This is a genomic window from [Clostridium] citroniae WAL-17108 (assembly GCF_000233455.1).
GTDB classification, from domain to species: domain Bacteria; phylum Bacillota; class Clostridia; order Lachnospirales; family Lachnospiraceae; genus Enterocloster; species Enterocloster citroniae.
The window spans coordinates 475392-493832 of the sequence record NZ_JH376421.1; the positions used below are offsets into that span (position 1 = coordinate 475392).

General features: G+C 52.6%; 14 protein-coding genes. 8 read left to right on the forward strand and 6 right to left on the reverse strand.

The window, feature by feature from the left end:
- Positions 1 to 22 precede the first annotated feature (22 nt).
- Positions 23 to 1003: an NAD(P)H-dependent flavin oxidoreductase gene (locus tag HMPREF9469_RS12135; protein WP_007862306.1), complete on the reverse strand. Its 981-nt coding sequence runs from the start codon at positions 1001 to 1003 to the stop codon at positions 23 to 25.
- A 220-nt stretch (positions 1004 to 1223) separates the two neighbouring features.
- Here HMPREF9469_RS12135 and HMPREF9469_RS12140 point away from each other — a divergent pair, with 220 nt between their 5' ends.
- Complete coding sequence (locus tag HMPREF9469_RS12140) at positions 1224 to 2027, forward strand: enoyl-CoA hydratase/isomerase family protein (RefSeq protein WP_007862307.1); 804 nt, start codon at positions 1224 to 1226, stop codon at positions 2025 to 2027.
- A 152-nt stretch (positions 2028 to 2179) separates the two neighbouring features.
- On the opposite strand, the gene HMPREF9469_RS12145 is transcribed toward HMPREF9469_RS12140, so the two are convergent.
- The 4 genes from HMPREF9469_RS12145 to HMPREF9469_RS12160 all read right to left on the reverse strand — a co-directional run bounded on the left by HMPREF9469_RS12145 (position 2180) and on the right by HMPREF9469_RS12160 (position 7035).
- Positions 2180 to 3496: a GntP family permease gene (locus HMPREF9469_RS12145; protein ID WP_007862308.1), complete on the reverse strand. Its 1317-nt coding sequence runs from the start codon at positions 3494 to 3496 to the stop codon at positions 2180 to 2182.
- Positions 3497 to 3636: 140 nt separating this feature from the next.
- Entirely contained in the window at positions 3637 to 4776 is a 1140-nt protein-coding gene (locus HMPREF9469_RS12150; protein ID WP_007862310.1) for an acyl-CoA dehydrogenase family protein, read from the reverse strand.
- A gap of 6 nt (positions 4777 to 4782) precedes the next feature.
- Positions 4783 to 6018 carry a CaiB/BaiF CoA transferase family protein gene (locus HMPREF9469_RS12155; protein ID WP_007862311.1) on the reverse strand — a complete coding sequence of 412 codons (1236 nt, stop codon included), beginning with the start codon at positions 6016 to 6018 and terminating at the stop codon, positions 4783 to 4785.
- Between the two features lie 36 nt (positions 6019 to 6054).
- On the reverse strand, positions 6055 to 7035 hold the full coding sequence (locus HMPREF9469_RS12160; RefSeq protein ID WP_007862312.1) for an NAD(P)H-dependent flavin oxidoreductase: 981 nt from the start codon (positions 7033 to 7035) through the stop codon (positions 6055 to 6057).
- Positions 7036 to 7330: 295 nt separating this feature from the next.
- On the opposite strand from HMPREF9469_RS12160, the gene modA reads away from it, so the two are divergent.
- The 5 genes from modA to HMPREF9469_RS12185 all read left to right on the forward strand — a co-directional run bounded on the left by modA (position 7331) and on the right by HMPREF9469_RS12185 (position 13711).
- Entirely contained in the window at positions 7331 to 8179 is an 849-nt protein-coding gene (modA, locus tag HMPREF9469_RS12165) for a molybdate ABC transporter substrate-binding protein (protein ID WP_007862313.1), read from the forward strand.
- A complete protein-coding gene (locus tag HMPREF9469_RS12170) occupies positions 8163 to 9035 on the forward strand; it encodes an ABC transporter permease (RefSeq protein ID WP_007862314.1) in 873 nt (290 codons plus the stop codon). The genes modA and HMPREF9469_RS12170 overlap by 17 nt, the downstream gene beginning before the upstream one ends.
- Entirely contained in the window at positions 9032 to 9742 is a 711-nt protein-coding gene (locus HMPREF9469_RS12175) for an ABC transporter ATP-binding protein (protein ID WP_007862315.1), read from the forward strand. Before HMPREF9469_RS12170 ends, HMPREF9469_RS12175 begins: the two co-directional genes overlap by 4 nt.
- 2 nt (positions 9743 to 9744) lie before the next feature.
- On the forward strand, positions 9745 to 10533 hold the full coding sequence (locus tag HMPREF9469_RS12180; protein WP_007862316.1) for a Rossmann-like domain-containing protein: 789 nt from the start codon (positions 9745 to 9747) through the stop codon (positions 10531 to 10533).
- A gap of 199 nt (positions 10534 to 10732) precedes the next feature.
- Positions 10733 to 13711: an insulinase family protein gene (locus HMPREF9469_RS12185; protein WP_007862318.1), complete on the forward strand. Its 2979-nt coding sequence runs from the start codon at positions 10733 to 10735 to the stop codon at positions 13709 to 13711.
- A gap of 258 nt (positions 13712 to 13969) precedes the next feature.
- On the opposite strand, the gene HMPREF9469_RS12190 is transcribed toward HMPREF9469_RS12185, so the two are convergent.
- Positions 13970 to 15322 (reverse strand): sodium-dependent transporter, encoded by a 1353-nt coding sequence (locus HMPREF9469_RS12190; protein WP_007862319.1) that lies wholly within the window; start codon positions 15320 to 15322, stop codon positions 13970 to 13972.
- Positions 15323 to 15536: 214 nt separating this feature from the next.
- Here HMPREF9469_RS12190 and HMPREF9469_RS12195 point away from each other — a divergent pair, with 214 nt between their 5' ends.
- Together HMPREF9469_RS12195 and xrtK are read left to right on the forward strand one after the other, a co-directional pair.
- Positions 15537 to 17570 (forward strand): VIT and vWA domain-containing protein, encoded by a 2034-nt coding sequence (locus tag HMPREF9469_RS12195; protein WP_007862320.1) that lies wholly within the window; start codon positions 15537 to 15539, stop codon positions 17568 to 17570.
- A gap of 7 nt (positions 17571 to 17577) precedes the next feature.
- Positions 17578 to 18417 (forward strand): exosortase K, encoded by an 840-nt coding sequence (gene xrtK, locus HMPREF9469_RS12200; protein WP_157140290.1) that lies wholly within the window; start codon positions 17578 to 17580, stop codon positions 18415 to 18417.
- Positions 18418 to 18441: the final 24 nt, after the last annotated feature.

The window sequence follows — 18441 nt, forward strand, 5'->3', positions numbered from 1 at the left end:
TCTCCTTATCCCATTTCATAGACTAGCAGATGCCTGATCGCAAGCCGTTGATCACTGCTTCTGCTTCGTCCACCATTCCATCCATCAGTTCCTGAACCGTTTTGATGTCCCGGATCAGTCCCATTGCCGGTCCCAGTGCGTAGATACCGCCGTCAATATTTCCGTTTTTATAGCACTGTCTGCTGAGCTTGCCGGAGATCACCGTCATCAGTTCCTGCAGCGTGGTGCCCCTGGCTTCCATTTCCAGTGTCAGTTTAGCTGCCAGATTATTGGCAACACGGGCCGCATTGTGGATGGATTTCTGTACCAGGACCGTATCCTTTTCCGTATGTTCCAGCAGCCACTGCTTGTGATTATCCGATATAGGGCATTCTTTTGTTGCCACAAACCGGGTACCCATTACCACGCCCTGGGCTCCAAGGGCCAAAGCCGCCGCCAGCCCTTTTCCGTCCGCCACTCCGCCTGCTGCCAGCACCGGTACGCCGTACTCCCCGCACACCGCAGCCGCCTTATTGGCGATCACAAATGTCCCGATCCCATCCAGGCTTGGATGGCCTGCAACCTCATATCCCGCAATGGTTATCACATCCGCGCCCTTTCTCGCCATGCTGGCCGCCACCTTTGCATTTGGGCTTTTGTGGATGATCCGGATCCCCGCTTCCTTACACGCGGGCATGAACTCTACCGGAGACGCGCCTGCAAACTCAATGGCAGCCACCTGTTCCCGGGCACACACATCAATATATTGAAAAATCTCCTCGCCCTTGGTCAGGTCCGGCACCAGGGAAATATTCACAATAAATGGTTTGTCTGTCAGTTCCTTCATCTTGATGATATCTTCGCGGAACTCATCAATACCAGGATAACAGGTAATGTTCATGGTCCCCATGCCGCCTGCGTTGCTCACCAGCGATGCAAAATCAGCAATTCCCAGATGCTGCATTCCTCCCTGGACAATGGGCTTTTCAATCCCGAACATTTCTGTAAATTTTGTTTTTATCATAGTCCCCTCCTTATACGTTCACAGAGTCTGTGGTTATGGTATAACTCTATCAATTTGTCAAAAAATTATCTATGCGATTTTGCACAAAGAACACCCTCTGTTCCCCACCCGATTTTCGTATGTTCCTCCATATGCTTTCCCCTTGTTTTACGCTAAGATTCCCTTAAAGTGTACTCTCGAAGTCTCCGAGAGTACACTTTAAAGAAAAGGAGGTCTTCCTATGTGCCACTATATTGTTACTTCCCTGAAGGATAAGGTGGGGACCATTATCCTGAATGACCCGGAAAAGAGGAATGCCCTAAGCAAGGCCATGGCGTCCGAACTCTGCCAGGCACTGGAATCCTATCGGTTCAACCCGGATGTCCGGGTGGTCGTGCTCCGCGGTGCAGGCGGGTATTTCAGTGCAGGCGGTGATATCACTTCCATGAAAAAACGTGTGGATTGTTACGCCCGGGGTCTGAGGCCCGAAACCCAGACAAAGGAAAACATGGCTGGTTTTAACCGTCTGATCCTGGCCATCCGCCAGATAGAAAAACCGGTTGTAAGCTGGATCGAAGGAGCCTGCGCGGGCGGCGGCCTGAGTATTGCCATGGCATCCGACTTTTCCATTGCCGATGAAAGCTGCAAGATGACATTTGCCTTTGTCAATATAGGACTGGCCCCGGACATGGGAAGTTCTCTCATGCTTATGCGGCGCGTGGGCCCGGCAAGGGCAACGGATCTTTTTATGACCGGACGCCGTTTTACCGGCGGGGAGGCGGCCAGGCTGGATATTATCACACAGGCCGTGCCTGCAGGCGATCTGGAGCAGACAGTAAACGCTCTGGCAGCCAAACTGGCCGCAGGGCCGGCAGTCTCCTACCGCGAGATCAAAGGGGCCGTCAACCGCATCCTCTATCCGGACCTATACCAGTGCATGGCTATGGAATCGGATTATGTGGACCGGCTGACCCACACGGCTGACCATGCGGAGGCCGTCTATGCCTTCCTGGAAAAAAGGGCTCCCCGTTTTTCCGGAACATGACCGCCCGGCTTTTACAGGCAGTATAACAATGAAACGCTTAAAAATGGAACGCACCAGCCCCTCTGCAAGGGAGCCATGCGTTCCATTTTTTATTCCTGCCGGGAATGTCATCCCCGTTATGGAAATGCAGCTGTGTTTATATGTAACTGTGTTTACAGGTAGAAACCCATGGAGATCAGCAGTGCGGCAAAGCATGCCATCACAATAGGGAGCACCAGGGACAGGATAAAGTTGTTGATATATGCCTGCTTATGGGTCAGCTTTGTGGTGGACAGCATGGTGATGACACCCGCGCTGTGGGGAAGGGTATCCAGGCCAATGGAGGACATGGCAACCAGCCTGTGCAGCTGATCTGCCGGGATCCCGGTGGCGATAAAACGGTCGGCAAAGTTCTGAAGGGCAATATTCTCACCGGAGGATGCGGAGCCGCAGATGCCGGCGCATACATTCACTACCAGAACAATGGTCAGGGGATTGGTGCCCAGGGCGTCCAGGCTGCCTACAATGGCCTGAAAACCAGGAACAGCTGATACGATACCGCCAAATCCCGATGCACAGCACACCGTGATCAGAGGCATGATGGCCTGAGGCATGGCGCCGGAAAATATCTTTTTCAGGTCCTGCTTGCGGGGATCATATAACAGCCATGCGACCACACATCCGCTGAACAGGGAGATAACCGCGGACATCTTTAACACATTGAGCACAAGGATCACAACGATCATGGGAAGAAGGCACTGCCATAAAGGCTTTTCATCATCTACCTTAACTTCCACCAGCTGCTCTTTGTCAATCAGTTCTCCTGTGGGAAGAAAGCTCTCCCCCTTCCGGTTGGTCCGCTTGCACTGCCACCAGATATATCCTGAACCCAGGGCGAATGTGAGCAGTGAACACAGGATCCCAAGGACCGGAGCAGCCATTGTGGTGGAGCCAAAATATTCAATGGGTATGATATTCTGGATCTGTGGGGATCCGGGCAGCATACCGATGGTCACTGTTGAGGAACCCAGACAGGAACAGGAGTACATCCACCATGGTATATCCAGTTCCTTAAACAGGGATCGTGCAATGGCAACCAGAATAAACACAACAACAAATACGTTTACGCCTCCGTAAGTCAGGATCAGCTGGATGATGGGCAGTACCATAACTGCCAGCCACCGCTGTACATTCCGGTTTTTTGCCCTTTTTGCAATGCGGGCCACCTTGATGGCAATGGAGGGAGCAGCGCCCGAATCCCCCATAAAGCGCGCAAACAACGCACTGAACAGAAAAATCAGGAAATAGCCCTGCATGAAACCTACGGCCTTTGGCATAAATGCTTCCGACAGCAGTGAGAATGGATTCATGCCCCCAAAGACAGCTACAACCATACCGGCGGCAATGGCCACAATGATCGTGTTGTAACCTATGTAGGCCAACAGGATAAACAGAGCCAGACCAACCACAATACCAAATAAACTAAGCATTTTCTTCCCCTTTCGTACTGTATCTTATGATGTTATAATAATAACAAAGCCGGCCTCAAACACCCACTGCACTTGTCACAAAAATAACATTTTTATAACCCCTGCTTTCTGGTTAAAACAACCAGTGGGCCTGGTCAGTTTTAACGGAGCATTGCTTTTGAGATCACCACACGCTGGATCTCATTGGTCCCCTCCACGATCCGGTTCACCCGGGCATCCCGGTACAGCTTGGAGATCAGATATTCATCGCACAGCCCATAGCCTCCAAAAATCTGCAGCGCCTGATCGGTAATCCTTCCAAAAGCTTCCGTCACAAAGCATTTGGCAACGGAGGCCTCCGTATTACATGGTTTCCCCTGGTCAAGAAGCATGGTGGCGTGATAGACAAGGCCGCGGCTGGCCTGGATCAGCATCTCCATATCAGCCAGTTTTTCCTGTATCATCTGTTTTGCGCAGATGGGCTTTCCAAAGGCCACCCGTTCCTTGGAGTACTGGACGGCCAGATCCCTGGCAAGCTGGCAGGCGCCCAGGCTGGAAGCCGCGATCATGGGCCTGGAGGCGGTCAGTACCTTCATGGCATTTGCAAATCCGCTCTCCTCCGTTCCCACCAGATTGCATGCAGGGATCTCCACATCTTCAAAGATCACCTCTGCCGTGTTGGACAGGCGCATTCCGAATTTATCGATCTTTTTGCTGACATTGACCCCTTTGCGGTCCCGCTCCACGATAAACGTGGCCAGGCCTCTGGATCCCTTGGAGGGATCCACGGATGCAACCACCAGGAACATGTCCGCCAGGGAGGCATTGGTGATAAACATCTTGGTCCCGTTAATAACATAGGAACCGCCTCTGCGCACAGCCGTTGTGCGGACCGCGGCGCTGTCAGACCCTGCCCCGGGCTCCGTCAGGCAGAACGCGCTTATGGATCCTTTATTTAAAAGGCCCGCGTAATATTGCTTCTGCTCCTCGTTTCCCGCCGCCATAACAATCTTGCCGCCCATACTGGTCACATTAAACATCCCCATATAGGTGCTCTCCACCTTGGCCCCCTCCTCGATCATCATGGCCGTGGTGGTGGTATCCAGCCCCATGCCTCCGTATTCCTCGGGCACCTGCATCATATGCAGTCCCATATCGATCCCCATCTGTATGATCTCCTTGGGATAATGCCCTTCTTTTTCCCATTCCAGGACATGGGGCTTGACCTCCCTGGTCATAAAATCCCGTATCAACTCCACCAGACTCTGCTGGTCCTCAGTCATATCATATAATCCATCCATTCAGGCTTATAAACCTCCTTTCCCGTGTCTGTCCAGGCTCTGGTGCGGCCACCGTTGTTCCAGCTGGGCAATCTTCTCGCTGCTGTATCCAAGTTCCCTCAGGATCTCCTCATTCTGCTCTCCCAGGAGGGGGGCGCGTCTGAACTCAGCCGGCGTCTCGGACATGCCGCAGTTCCCGGTCCTGGTGATAAAGGACGGCTTGGAGTCCATACCCGGCATGGTGGGCTGCTCCTGCAGCCAGCCGTTGAGACGGAATTCCTCATCACTCCACACCTGATATTCGTTGTAGACCCGGCAGCACGGCACCCCTGCGGCGTCCAGGGCTTTCAGTGCCTCATCCTGGCCTCCATAAGCATCCGTAAGCCACTTATTGATAAGAGGTATCAATGTCATCTGATTCCTTGCCCGGTCAGATACCTCCGCATACTCCGGATCCTCCTTCCATTCCGGACGCCCCATCAGGTCGCACAGGCTCTCCCATATCCTCTTGCCTGCCGCTGCCATAACGATATCCCCGTCCTTGCAGTGAAACACCCCGTAGGGGCACATGGTGGGATGATGGTTGCCCTGCCTTTTGCTCATCCGTTCCGGCCCAAGGTTACAGTGGATCAGCGGCGTATTAATATAGATCAGGGTGCGCAGCAGGGAAATATCCACATATTGCCCCTCCCCGGTATCACGCCAGTGATACAGCGCCGTCATGACGCCGGTAAACATATTGAGTCCTCCAAGAAGATCCCCCAGAGGGAATCCGCTTTTCTGCGGTGCTCCGTCCGCCTCCCCGGTAACACTCATAATACCGGACATTGCCTGGGCGATAATATCATAGCCCGGCTTTGATACGTATTTTCCTGTCTGTCCAAAGGTTGTCAGGGATGCGTATACAATATCCTTTTTTACGGCCCGTACGCTCTCATAATCCAGCCCATACTTTTTCATGGTCCCGGGACGGAAATTTTCCAAAATCACATTGGCTGTGGGGAGCAGTTTTTTTACAACCTCCAACCCCTCAGGATCCGTAAGGTCCACTGCCAAAGACTTCTTGCCCCGGTTGAACCAACAGTGGGATAAGCTCTCTCCATCCACCATGGGCGGGAACTTCCTGCCGTCCTCTCCCCTGACCGGACGCTCAATTTTGATCACTTCCGCTCCATAATCCGCCATCATGGCTCCTGCCGTTGGACCGGCCGCCATGGTGGTAAAATCCAGGACCCTGATACCCTCCAGTGCTTTTTTACTCATTATGCCTTCCTCCTTAATGGTATCTTTTGGTGTTTGTCATCTATTTCCCCGGATTGCGTTAAGCCGATCCAGACATTGCCCGGCTTCCTCCATGATACTGTCCAGGATCTCCCCGCAGGTCTTTACCTCATGGATCAGCCCGCAGGACGGCCCCACCGCAAACATGCCTTCATCCACATCGCCGCTCTCATAGGCTGCCTTGCCGCGCTTTCCTGAGATCACAGGCATCAGTTCTTCCAGGGAAGCTCCCCTGGATTCCAGCTCAAGGCATTTTCTGGCAGCCTCATTATCCGCCACACGCACCATGTTCCGGATGCTTTTCTGGCACAGTACCGTTCTGTTCTCATCGGAATTTACGATCCACTCCTTCTGGTTTTGATGGATCAGGCATTCTTTGCTGGCCACAAAGCGGGTTCCCATAACAATGCCTTCGCAGCCCAGACTCAGCGCTGCCAAAAGACCTCGCCCATCAGCGATCCCTCCGGCTGCCAGCACCGGAACCTTGACCTCGCGGGCAGTGCGGTTAGCCAGGACCATGGTTCCCACCCCGTCCGTATGGGGATGGCCCGCCACCTCAAATCCTGCCATGGTTATAAGGTCCGCTCCCATGCTCTCAGCCTTTTTTGCATGTTTTACACATGCTGCCTTATGGATCCATTTTACCTGATCCTTATGGGCGTTGAGGATATCTGCCAGTTCCTGCGGACTGGCTCCGGCTGTCTCAACTGCGGGCACCCCCTCCTCCAGGATCACATTTACCTGGTCAAAAAGCTCCTTTCCGGGGCGCAGGCTGGGGATCAGGGAAATGTTGACTGCAAAGGGGCGGCCCGTCATCTCCTTCACCTTCCGGATCGCTCTGCGCAGATCCTTTGGATCCGGATAAATAGTCACATTAATTGTGCCCAGGCCTCCTGCCTCCGATACGGCACCAGCCAGTTCCGGCACACCCAGATGCTGCATACCTCCCTGCATGATCGGATATTTGATCCCCAATATTTCTGTCATTCTTGTTTTCATAATCCATACCTTCACTTTCCATGAGAACTGTATCACTTAACTATCTGTTAATAAAATATCACTTTACCCTTTTTATGAATACGTTTGTTTCTACAATTTTTATCACAGTGCTTTTAGTAAGTGATTGGACACTTTGACCAGTCCTGTCCCCGACAGGACCAACTCTTTAAAATCCACACCCGCTTTACAGGACCTTTAAGCTTTCACATCCTCACCGTTATTTTTTCTTGACAATAACGCTTTTCCAGTATAATATGGTAAATGTTACTAAATCTACTAATTGGAGGGTATTACAATGAAAAAAAAGACACTGGCAGTTTTACTGGCCGCAGCACTGGGTGCATCCATGCTATGGGGATGCGGTAAGGGAAATGATGCAGGGGCATCTGCCACCCCGGCTTCCACAACAGCGGAGAGCACTGATTCCAGTACTGCGTCCGGTACTGAGAGCGGCATTCAGCTTCCCGACCTGACCGGCCGCACCCTGATGATTTACTGCGGTGCGGGAATGACAAAACCATTCCAGGAAATTGCCGATGCCTTTAAAAGCCATACCGGATGTGAGATGAACGTGACCTATGCCAACGCAGGGCAGATACAGTCACAGATCACCACTTCCGAGGAGGGCGATCTGTTTATCGCAGGATCCGGGGATGAGTTAAAACCGGTAGAGTCCTATGTGGAAGGAAAAAAAGAACTGGTAAAACATATACCCGTGCTGGCGGTCCAAAGCGGCAATCCAAAAAACATTACGGGGCTGGTGGATTTGACCGGGGATGGGGTAACGCTTATCATGGGAGATGTGGACTCCACGCCCATTGGAAAGATCGCCAAAAAGGCAATGACCGATGCAGGTATCTTTGACCAGGTACAGATTGAGGCAACCACCGCCACTGCTCCCCAGATGTCCACTGCCCTGGCCGCCAAGGAGGCGGATGCGGCTATTGTGTGGAAGGAGAACTGCGATGCCCAGGACGTGGAAATCGTAAACACAACGGACCTGGATCCATATATTAAGACCATTCCGGCCGCTTCCTTAAGCTGCGCCGCGGACAAGGATGCCCTGGAGGCCTTTAACCAGTACCTGGACATGGACACAGCCAAAGAAATATGGGTGAAATACGGATATGAAATCGTGGAATAAAAACCGCCATAAACGGTTCGATTTATTCTCAGCCATAACTATTATGACAGCACTGCTGGTGATATTCTTCATCGGCAGTGCTATCAGTGCTGTGATTGTTAGCGGAATCCCCTGCTTTGCCGAAACCATCCGGTCACCGGAGGTACTGTTTGCATTCCGGCTCAGTTTTACCACTGCCAGCATATCCACAATCATTGTCATGGCTCTGGCTCTTCCCACCGCCTATGCCCTTACCCGGACAGATATGCCATTTAAACGATTATCCGGGCTGATGATCGAGCTCACCCTCTCACTGCCCTACATACTGCTAGGCCTCAGCCTTCTTATCATCTTCTCCTCCCCTGCCGGCAAATGGCTGAAAGGACACGGCTTCAAAGTGGTCTTTTCCCCTGTTGGCATTGTCATGGCCCATATCCTGGTCAACCTCCCCTACGCGATCCGGCTGATCCGCACTGCCTTTGAGACCTCTGACCAGCGGCTGGAATTCATTGCCCAGACCCTGGGTGCCTCTCCCTGGAAATGCTTTCTCACCATCCTGCTTCCCCTGTGCCGGGGCAGCCTGATCAGCGCCTTTATTCTCACCTGGTCCAGGGCATTGGGAGAGTTCGGGGCCACACTTATGCTGGTGGGAGTCACCCGTTTTAAAACCGAGACCCTGCCGGGCAGCATTTACCTGAGTATATCAACAGGGAATAATCCCACGGCCATGGCTACCGCGATGCTGATGCTTTTAATATCCGGATGCACCCTGTTTCTGGCCCAGTTTATGGGAAAATCCTGGTATCAGCACGAACGGCAGGTAGGCGGACAGATTAATTACACCAAGTGCAGAAATCTCAATGGGAGGGAACGATGAAAAAAATCCTTATCCACAATTTTTCCGTAAAAAGGGGAAGTTTTACACTAAAACCCCTGTCCCTTACCATTGAAAAAGGGGAAATCTTTGCTATACTTGGACGTACAGGGTCCGGGAAGACCGTGCTTCTGGAAGCCATCGGGGGTATGTTCCCCGGCACCGGCGGTTCCATACAGTATGACGGCGTTGACGTGATGGATATTCCGCCCCGCAGCCGCAGGCTGGGCTTTGTATATCAGGATCACGGCCTCTTTCCCCACATGAAGGTCTGTGATAATATTTCCTACGGCCTGAAAATGCACGGTTTCTCCAAAGAGGAACAGAGAAAACGCACATCAGACCTTATGGAGATGCTGTCCATCACCCATATTAAGAACCAGTACCCCGGCACCCTCAGCGGAGGGGAAAGCCAAAGGACCGCGCTGGCCAGGGCGCTGGCACTGGAGCCGGAAGTTCTTTTGTTAGACGAGCCGTTCTCCGCACTGGACCCGGCAACCAGAAAGCAGCTCTACCTGGAGTTAACAAGGATCCACGAACATTTCAGGTGTACGATCATTTTTGTCACCCACGATTTCGTGGAGGCAAGGCTGTTGGCCCACAGGGTGGGGATCCTGCTAAACGGTGAGCTGAAAGCCGTTGTTTCGTCAGACAGGCTGATGGATGAACATTATTGTGAAGAAGTGGAACAATTTCTTGGGAGGGAATGAACATGAACAATGGAACAACACCAGCCGTAACGGGCAGTATGGGTCCGGAACAGTTTTTCGGTGAATTAAGAAAACGCTTTTTTGACCTTCTGAAAACAGAAGGGATATTGGAAGAACAGGTTATTATCAATACCCGCTCCCTCACGCCCGAGGAAGCCATCGGTATTACAAAACGCAGGGACTTTCCCATCATTACAGGGAAGGATGTCATGGTCCAGGCAGAATGTATGGGCGCTTTGGGGCAGGCGTTTACAGATGCACCCTCCGCGTTTCGCGGGACCCTGGCTGAAATATGTGCACTGGACATACAGGGCAGTTCCCATGACCGCGGACTCTTTATCGCATCCCTCAACGCTGTCATGAAGCACCTGGGCAAGGTGGAATGTACGGTCCACTGCCGAAACAATGGGCCGGAGCAATGCGCGGTTGACGCGGCCGGATTGATTGAAGCCAGCTACGGCCATCCCAGGATCGGGCTGATCGGATACCAGCCTTCCCTCCTGGAACGCCTGTCCGGCCAGTTCCCAGTTCGTGTTGTGGACTTAAGCCCTGTAAATATCGGCCAGCAGCGCTATGGAGTATTGGTGGAAGACGGCCGTGTGGACGGCGTCAGCACTGCTGTCTGTGATTGGGCCGACCTGGTGCTGTGCACGGGCAGCACGGTCTGTAACGGAAGTATTGTAAATTTTCTGCACCTGAAGGACAAAATACTGTTTTACGGCACTACGCTGGCAGGGGCCGCGGCGCTTATGGGGCTGCCCAGGATATGTTTTGCGGACCGGTATCAGTAAGGTGCCTGGCCGCCCTATCTAACACGCCGGTGTTTTACAAGGGCGGCTTTTCTGTACCTATTTTTTGATTTTTCCGGCTTTAAGAGCTAACCAGCTTGCAGCGGGAGCCGCCAATAACCACATTCTCAATTCTCCTTGCAAAGCAGCCGCCCTCAATGCTATAGTATAGAAAGGTTTTGCATTTGAAAGGAGATTCACCATGGTATCTTTGCCAGGGCACGGTGAAACCATATCGGGTTTTACCGTAACGGAACTTGGATTCATACACATGCTGGGCGCAAAGACCGCTGAGTTTTACCACCATGCCAGCGGCGCCCGGCTTTTATACATACAGAACGATGACCCCGAACTGGGATTTAACCTGATCTACCGGACACCGCAGACAGATGAGACTGACACCAACCACATTCTGGAACACCTTCTTCTGTCCTCCTGCGGGAAATACCCCAGCCGGGACATATTCTTTGATATGGACAGCAAAAGCTATTCCACCTTTATGAACGGGCTTACGGACAATACATATACCTGCTATCCCATTTGTACCCAAAGCCAGGAACAGCTGGTTAAGCTTATGGACGTATACCTGTGCTGCATGGAGGCGCCGGATGCGCTGAAGGAACGCAATTTCTATCTGAGGGAAGCGCTGCGCCTGGAGCTGGATCAGCCTAACGGCCCGCTGGCCATGCAGGGCACGGTTCTCAGTGAGGACTGGGGACATCTCACGGATATCCAGGAAAATGCCGACAGCTTTACTGCCAAAACCCTGTACCCGGATCTTCCCGCCTCCAACCTGTTGGGACGGCTTCACTTCCACTACAGGGAACTTACCTATGAACGCGTGCAAAAGGCCTTTGAGCAATACTATGACTACTCCAACTGCCTGATGGTCCTTTACGGCGACATGGATTACCGGCCCGTGCTGGATTTCCTTCACAGGGAACACCTGGACGCCCAAAAGCATTCATCCCGCAAAAATCCCCCCTTGCCCCAAAAGGAAGATCACCGTTCCCTTTCTGCCATGAACCAGATCCCTGAGCCGGGCCACCGCTGCCTGGTTGCCAAAAGCCCTGCCTACGAGGACAGCCCCGGGGAACAGGCTTCCATCATTGACTATGCCATCGACCTTACGGGAAGCAGCCAGGAAGAGTTGATCTATTGGGATCTGTTTGCGGATATACTAGACAGCGACACCTCCCCCTGGCACCGGCTGGCAAGGGAGTCGGGCATCAACAACATAATGGAGGTGTACCTGGATCTTCTGCTGCCCAATCCATCCCTGCGATTCCGTCTGCGCAACGGGGATGAACACCAGAAGGACGAATTCTGCCATACCATTCAGTCCGCTCTCAGGGAGGTCAGCTCCCTTGGTGTTGCACAGGAACTATACCAGGCCGCCATGAAGGAAAACAAACTTTCCGATGCCCTTACCAGGGAGGGCTCCCATCTGGGATTTAACATTTCCGAGGAGATCGGCAGGTACTGGAGCCAGACTGGAAAGACCGACTACTTTCAGCTCTATGAGGTATCCGCCCGTAAATTCGCCTCCGACAGCAGCCAGTCTATTCTGAAATCCCTGGCTGCCCGGGCCCTGACCCCCAAAACCACTGCAACGGTGGTAACGGTTCCCTGTCCCGGAATGGCGGAGGCGCTGGAACTTGATAAGGAACAGTACCTGAAGGCCACCCTGGAATCCATGACGCGTCCTGAGCGCCTTTGTCTGTGCCAGTGCACGGCCGCTTTCCGCCAGTGGAATTCCAAGGACTGGGGAAACATGGATTTCCTCATACGCCCCATGGACCTTCCGGCCCCCACGCCGGGCGCTCCTTTTTTGCAAAAACAGTTCGGCCCCATTACCAGCTATACGGCTCCCGCTTTTGCGGACGCTGTGGGAAGCTATCAGATCTACTTTGACTTAAGCCTGATCCCTCAGGATGAGCTTAACTACATGTCTCTGTATCAGATGCTTCTCACGGAGCTGGATACCTCCCGCTATACCGTAGAGCAGCAAAAAACCATGGAGCAGGAGTATCTTCACGACTGTACCTTTGACGAAGTGTTCCCGGACAGCCGGGCAGGGGCCTGCAGCTATCCTATGATGACCGTGTTCTGGTATGGACTGACAGAGGATTTTGCCAAAAGCCTGGATTTTCTTCTGGACCTTATGGGCGGAGGGGACTACAGTGATATCCCCACCATCCAGCGTGTGCTGGAAAAATATCTTCCCGACTATGACCTGTCCAGGGCAGACCTGGCCTCCTCCCTTTCCTTCAGCCTGGCGGAAGGTTATATCAGGCAGGAGTGCAGGTTCAGGAACCTTCTTAACAGCCAGGAAGTCTATTATTTTTTAAAGGATGTAAGTAAAAGGCTGAAGGCGGAGCCGGAATTTGCCGCTCAGGTGTCCGGTGCACTGAGGCATATCTCTTCCGCCCTATTACAGGGAAAGCGCCTTGTGTTTATGGCAGCCGCTGCCGCGGATGCCCTGGAAGAAGTGGAGAGGGAAGCCATTCGCCAGCTGGGCCTTCTTGGCCAAACCGAATCAGAAGGATCCTGTCACGGGACACCGGCCCATGTTTCACCCTATATCCTTTTGCCCGGAAAGCGGAAGCTGGCCGTATGTGTGGATGCTCCCACCCAGGAAACCCGCATGATGGGGGATTTCCGTGACAATACAGCCTTTCAGGGCAGGCATCTGCCCTTCCTCATGGCATGTGCGGACAAATACCTGAAACCTGCCATCCGTTATCAGGGAGGCGCATATGACAGCGGAATCGACTTTTACATCCCGGCCGGTTACTTCACCCTGTGGAGCACCGCGGACCCCGATGTCAGGTCCACCCTGGACCTGTTTTCCAATGCGGGAAGGGCGCTTATGGACATTTCCCTGACCCAGCAGGACCTGGACGGTTATATCCTCAGCGCCTATGCCCAAGCCCTTCCGCCCTCCGGAAACTTAAACAACCGGATGAGGTACATGCGCAGGGCCATGGCGGGAATCCATACGGATCAGATCAACCTAATGATCGCAGACATCAAGAATGCCCGGCTGGAGCACCAGGCCGGGGCATCGCAGATCATCCATGCCCTGTTGGAACAGGGTCCCGTTGTCACGGTGGGAAACCACCGGACCATACAGCGGGATGCCGGATGTTTTGATGAAATTATAACCTACCGCCCATAATCCTTAAGAAACGTGCGCCTCCTGGCGTACTGCAGAAACGCCGCCTGGGGGAACATATCCCACAGACGGCGTTTTCGCGGTTGATTATTCATTTATATTACAGCTGAATCACAAAACCTTCGGATCCCTGGCATCTTCCTTAACTCTTGCCGCGGCCGCGCTTCTTCTCGGTCTTGCCATACGATTTCCCCTTTTCATAATACGTTTACCATGAAAATCATACGGCTTGTCCCCAGTATTTGTCAATGACAAGAATGATCATCCGATCCCGCCATATATGATCCCCAAAATAAATACCACAACCGCAAGAGGTACATACACAAACTTGGCCAGGGGACCAAAACAGCTTTTCAATGGTTTTTCCCGTCCCTCCTCCAGTTCCTTTTTTATCTCCTTATATCCCAGGATATAGTAGATGGACACAGCGCCCAGAACCGCGCCAAAGGGCACTACCATGATGGTTATAAAGTCCATCCAGGAGCCCACGCTTGGCTCGGCTTCCAAAAAGATCCCCACCAGCAGCGCAATGGAGCCACACAGGGCAACCGCCCCTTTTCTGGACAGCTTAAACCTGGTCTGCCAGGATTCGCTTACGGCCTCAAACATGTTGATCAGGCTTGTGATTCCCGCAAAGGCCACGGACAGGAAGAACAGTGTTGCAAACAGCCGTCCCATGGGCATCTGCCTGAATATATTGGGCAGTGTGATGAACATAAGGGGCGGGCCTGCGTTAGGCTCAATGCCAAAGGCAAATACGGCAGGCATGATCGCCAGCGCGGCCATCATGGCGGCAATGGTGTCAAAGAATGCAGTGCGGATCGATGCCTTGGGTATATCCTCTGTCTTAGACAGATACGTTCCGTACACGATCATGCCCGACCCGGTTATGGACAGTGAGAAAAATGCCTGCCCCATGGCCATGACCCAGGTGTCCACTTTCAAAAGGTCCTTCCAGTCCGGCATAAAGAGGAACTTATATCCCTCCACAGCGCCTGGAAGAAATGCCACGCGCACAGCCAGTATGGCAAATAAAACAAAGAAGGAAGGCATCAGTACCTTATTGATCTTTTCGATTCCCTTGGTGGCGCCGAACATCAGGATCACAGCTGCTGTGACGATCACCAGCACATGCCACGGCACGCTGCCGAAATTCCCGGTTGCCTGGGTGAAGTACGCCGCTGCATCCTGGGTCAGGATCGCCCCTGTAAGGGAGCCTGCCAGGGCGCGGACCACCCAGCCCACAATGATGGCATAGCCGATCGCAATTCCCAGGGAGCCCAGAAGGGGGATCCATCCCAGTATATATCCAAGCTTTCCCTTTCCTATTGCATTCCAGCAATATTCATAGGCCCCCAGGGTCCCTGTCTTTGCACGCCTTCCTATGGCAAACTCCGCCGACAGGCCCACCAGGCCGAATAAAACTATAAACAGGATATAGGGCACCAGGAATGCTCCTCCTCCATACTGCCCGACCCTATATGGGAACATCCAGATATTTCCCATTCCAACCGCGGAACCCACGCAGGCCAGAACAAACCCAAAACTGCTGCCAAAGCCGCCGTTCTGATGCACTGGGGCTGACGAGGATTCCATACCTTTATGCTTACTCATGACTTCTCCTTTAGATGTACATTTTGACGGCATGTTTATTATATTAATAAGCCGGCCTTATTATACTAACCCATTTACGCCAATTAGTCAAAGCTTTAAAGCGAAAAAGAGAATGATGATGCAAATTTGATGCATCTTTGATGCTATTTTGATGCCGGTGTATTGTAACTTATATGATATAAACAATCCATCATAAAACAAAAGAGGTATCAAGATGAAGATGAAAAAGAAATGGCTGTGTGTATTTTTTACGTTGCTCCTTGTCCTGTCCCAGGCCTGGGCGGTTTATGGCATGGAAGAGGAGGATGACCCGGACAAAACCCTGGCTCCCTACTTTTTCGTGGAAGGGGCGGATCCTGATCCGGACAGTTTTCCCTTGAAGGAAACAAAGGTATCCTCCCAAATCAACGGGGTCATTGCAGATACCTATGTAACCCAGACCTATACCAATGAGGGAAAGACTCCCATCAATGCCAAATATATCTTTCCCGCATCCACCAAAGCCAGCGTACACGGCATGACCATGCAGGTCGGGAACAGGCTGATCACTGCCAGGATCAAGGAGAAGGAGGAGGCCAGGGAGGAGTTTGAGGAGGCCAAGAGCCAGGGAAAGAGCGCTTCCCTTCTGGAACAGCAGCGGCCCAACGTGTTTTCCATGGACGTGGCCAATGTAATGCCCAACGATACGGTGGTCATACAACTGCATTACACGGAAATGGTCGTTTCCACGGAGGGATCATACCAGTTTGTGTTTCCCACCGTGACAGGTCCCCGTTATACAAGCTCCCCGGAGGATCCGGGAAAAGATGACAACCAGTGGGTAAGCACACCTTACCTGAAAGAGGGAAAGACACCTTCGGGCCGGTACGATATAGCCGTCAGCCTTTCCACCGGTGTGCCTGTCACTGACATCACATGCAGGTCCCATTCCATTAAAATTGACAAAAGCAGCGCCTCGGCTGCCCGGATCACCCTGGAAGATCCCGAGGATTTTGCAGGAGACCGGGATTTCATCCTTGATTATAAGCTGACCGGGCAGGACGTAAACTGCGGACTTTTGTTGGACCAGGGGGAGGAGGAGAACTTCTTTATGCTGATGATACAGCCTCCCAAACGGTATGATCCTGAAGATATCCCTCCCCGTGAGTATATATTCCTTATGGATGTTTCCGGTTCTATGTACGGTTTTCCCCTGGACACTGCCAAGGGATTGATCAAGGATCTGGTGACCAGCCTTCGTGATACGGATACCTTTAACCTGATTCTGTTCTCCGGCGCATCCAGCCGGATGTCGCCTGTGTCGGTGCCGGCCACTGCTGAGAATATCCAGCGGGCGGTTGAACTCATCGACCGCCAGGAGGGCGGCGGCGGGACAGAGATCGCTCCCGCGCTCCGGGATGCCCTTGCCATTCCTAAAACCGAAGGCACGTCCCGGAGTATCATCACCATCACAGACGGTTATATTTCCGGTGAAAAGGAGATATTCGGCATCATCAGCCAGAATCTGGCCGACACTGATTTCTTCTCCTTTGGAATTGGAGATTCCGTAAACCGCTATCTCATTGACGGAATCGCCAAAGTGGGACTTGGGGAGTCTTTTGTGGTGACAGATGACAAGGATGCCTTGGATACGGCCAAACGTTTCTGTACCTACATACAGGCGCCTCTGTTAACCGATATCCAGGTTTCTTATAATGGATTTGAGGTCTATGATGTGGAGCCCGCCGCCCTTCCAACCCTGTTTGCCCAGCGGCCCATTGTCCTGTTTGGAAAATGGCGGGGCGAACCAGGAGGAAGCATACAGGTCACAGGCAGGTCCGGAAACCGGGATTATGTCCAGGACATCCAGGTGTCCCAGGCGTCCATTGGATCCAATCCTGGGATCAGTTACCTGTGGGCCCGCACCATGGTGGAAAACCTTACGGATTACAATACCGGCCTGGAGGAGGACGATTCCATAAAGAAAGAGGTTACACAATTGGGGCTAAAATACAGTATGATGACCCCGTACACCTCCTTTGTCGCAGTGATGGAGGAAGTCCGAAATCCGGATGGGGCCTGCAGGGACGTGGACCAGCCGCTGCCTCTGCCCCAGGGCGTATCCGACCTCAGCGTGGGGGGCGGTTATACCATTGGCTCAGAGCCGGGAACCATGATACTGGTTCCTGCAGCCACAGCCATAATTGCCGGAAACATCCTGATCCGGTCCAGAAAAAAGGGCGGCGCCAAAAAACAGAACCACTCATAAGAGGAATATGGCATTGAAAAAAATCGCGGAATTTTTCAGGAACAGCTGCATTAGAACACACTGGATATCCTATCTGGCCGGATTCATCCTTGTGATCGGAATTAAATATTTTTACAGCCAGGCAGGCTGCAGACAGCTTCAATGGATTCTGGCCCCCACTGCCTGGTGGGTCAGAACCTTAAGCGGCATCCCCTTTGAATATGATCCGGATGCAGGATATATCAATTATGACTATCGGTTCATCATAGCATCCTCCTGCTCCGGTGTCCGTTTTATGATCCTGTCCACAGCCGCCCTCCTCTTCTCCTTTGTGCACAGAATGAGGACATCCTGGCAGGGGGCGGCCTGGACGGCATTCAGTCTGGCTTTTTCCTATGCGGCCACTGTTTTTATCAACGGTATCCGTATTACTGCATCTATTTATATCCCCGGCTATGCCCGCCAATACGGGCTGTACGATGGATGGCTCACACCGGGCAGACTTCATACCGCCATAGGCATTGCCATATATTTCAGTTCCCTGTTCGCCCTGTACCGAATGGCCGACCATGCCTCCGGGCGCATTGCCCCTACGGCCGATCAGTCCTCCCCGGACAGCCCCATGGATACGGATCTTCAAAAAAGATCCGGTGCCTGGCTCCGGGATCTGATCTTCAGGTGCGTCCCGCCTGTATTCTGGTACTACCTGGCCATGCTTATCATCCCCATCTTAAACAGGGCCTATGAGCATGACACGGAAACCTTTGTGGAATACGCAATGCTTTTGACCGTCATCTGTACGGCAATCCTGTGCCTGCTGTGCATCCCGTCAGTCCTATGGAAAATACGGCATAAACGGAGGCCGTAACATCAGGCCCCCGTTTTTCCGTCC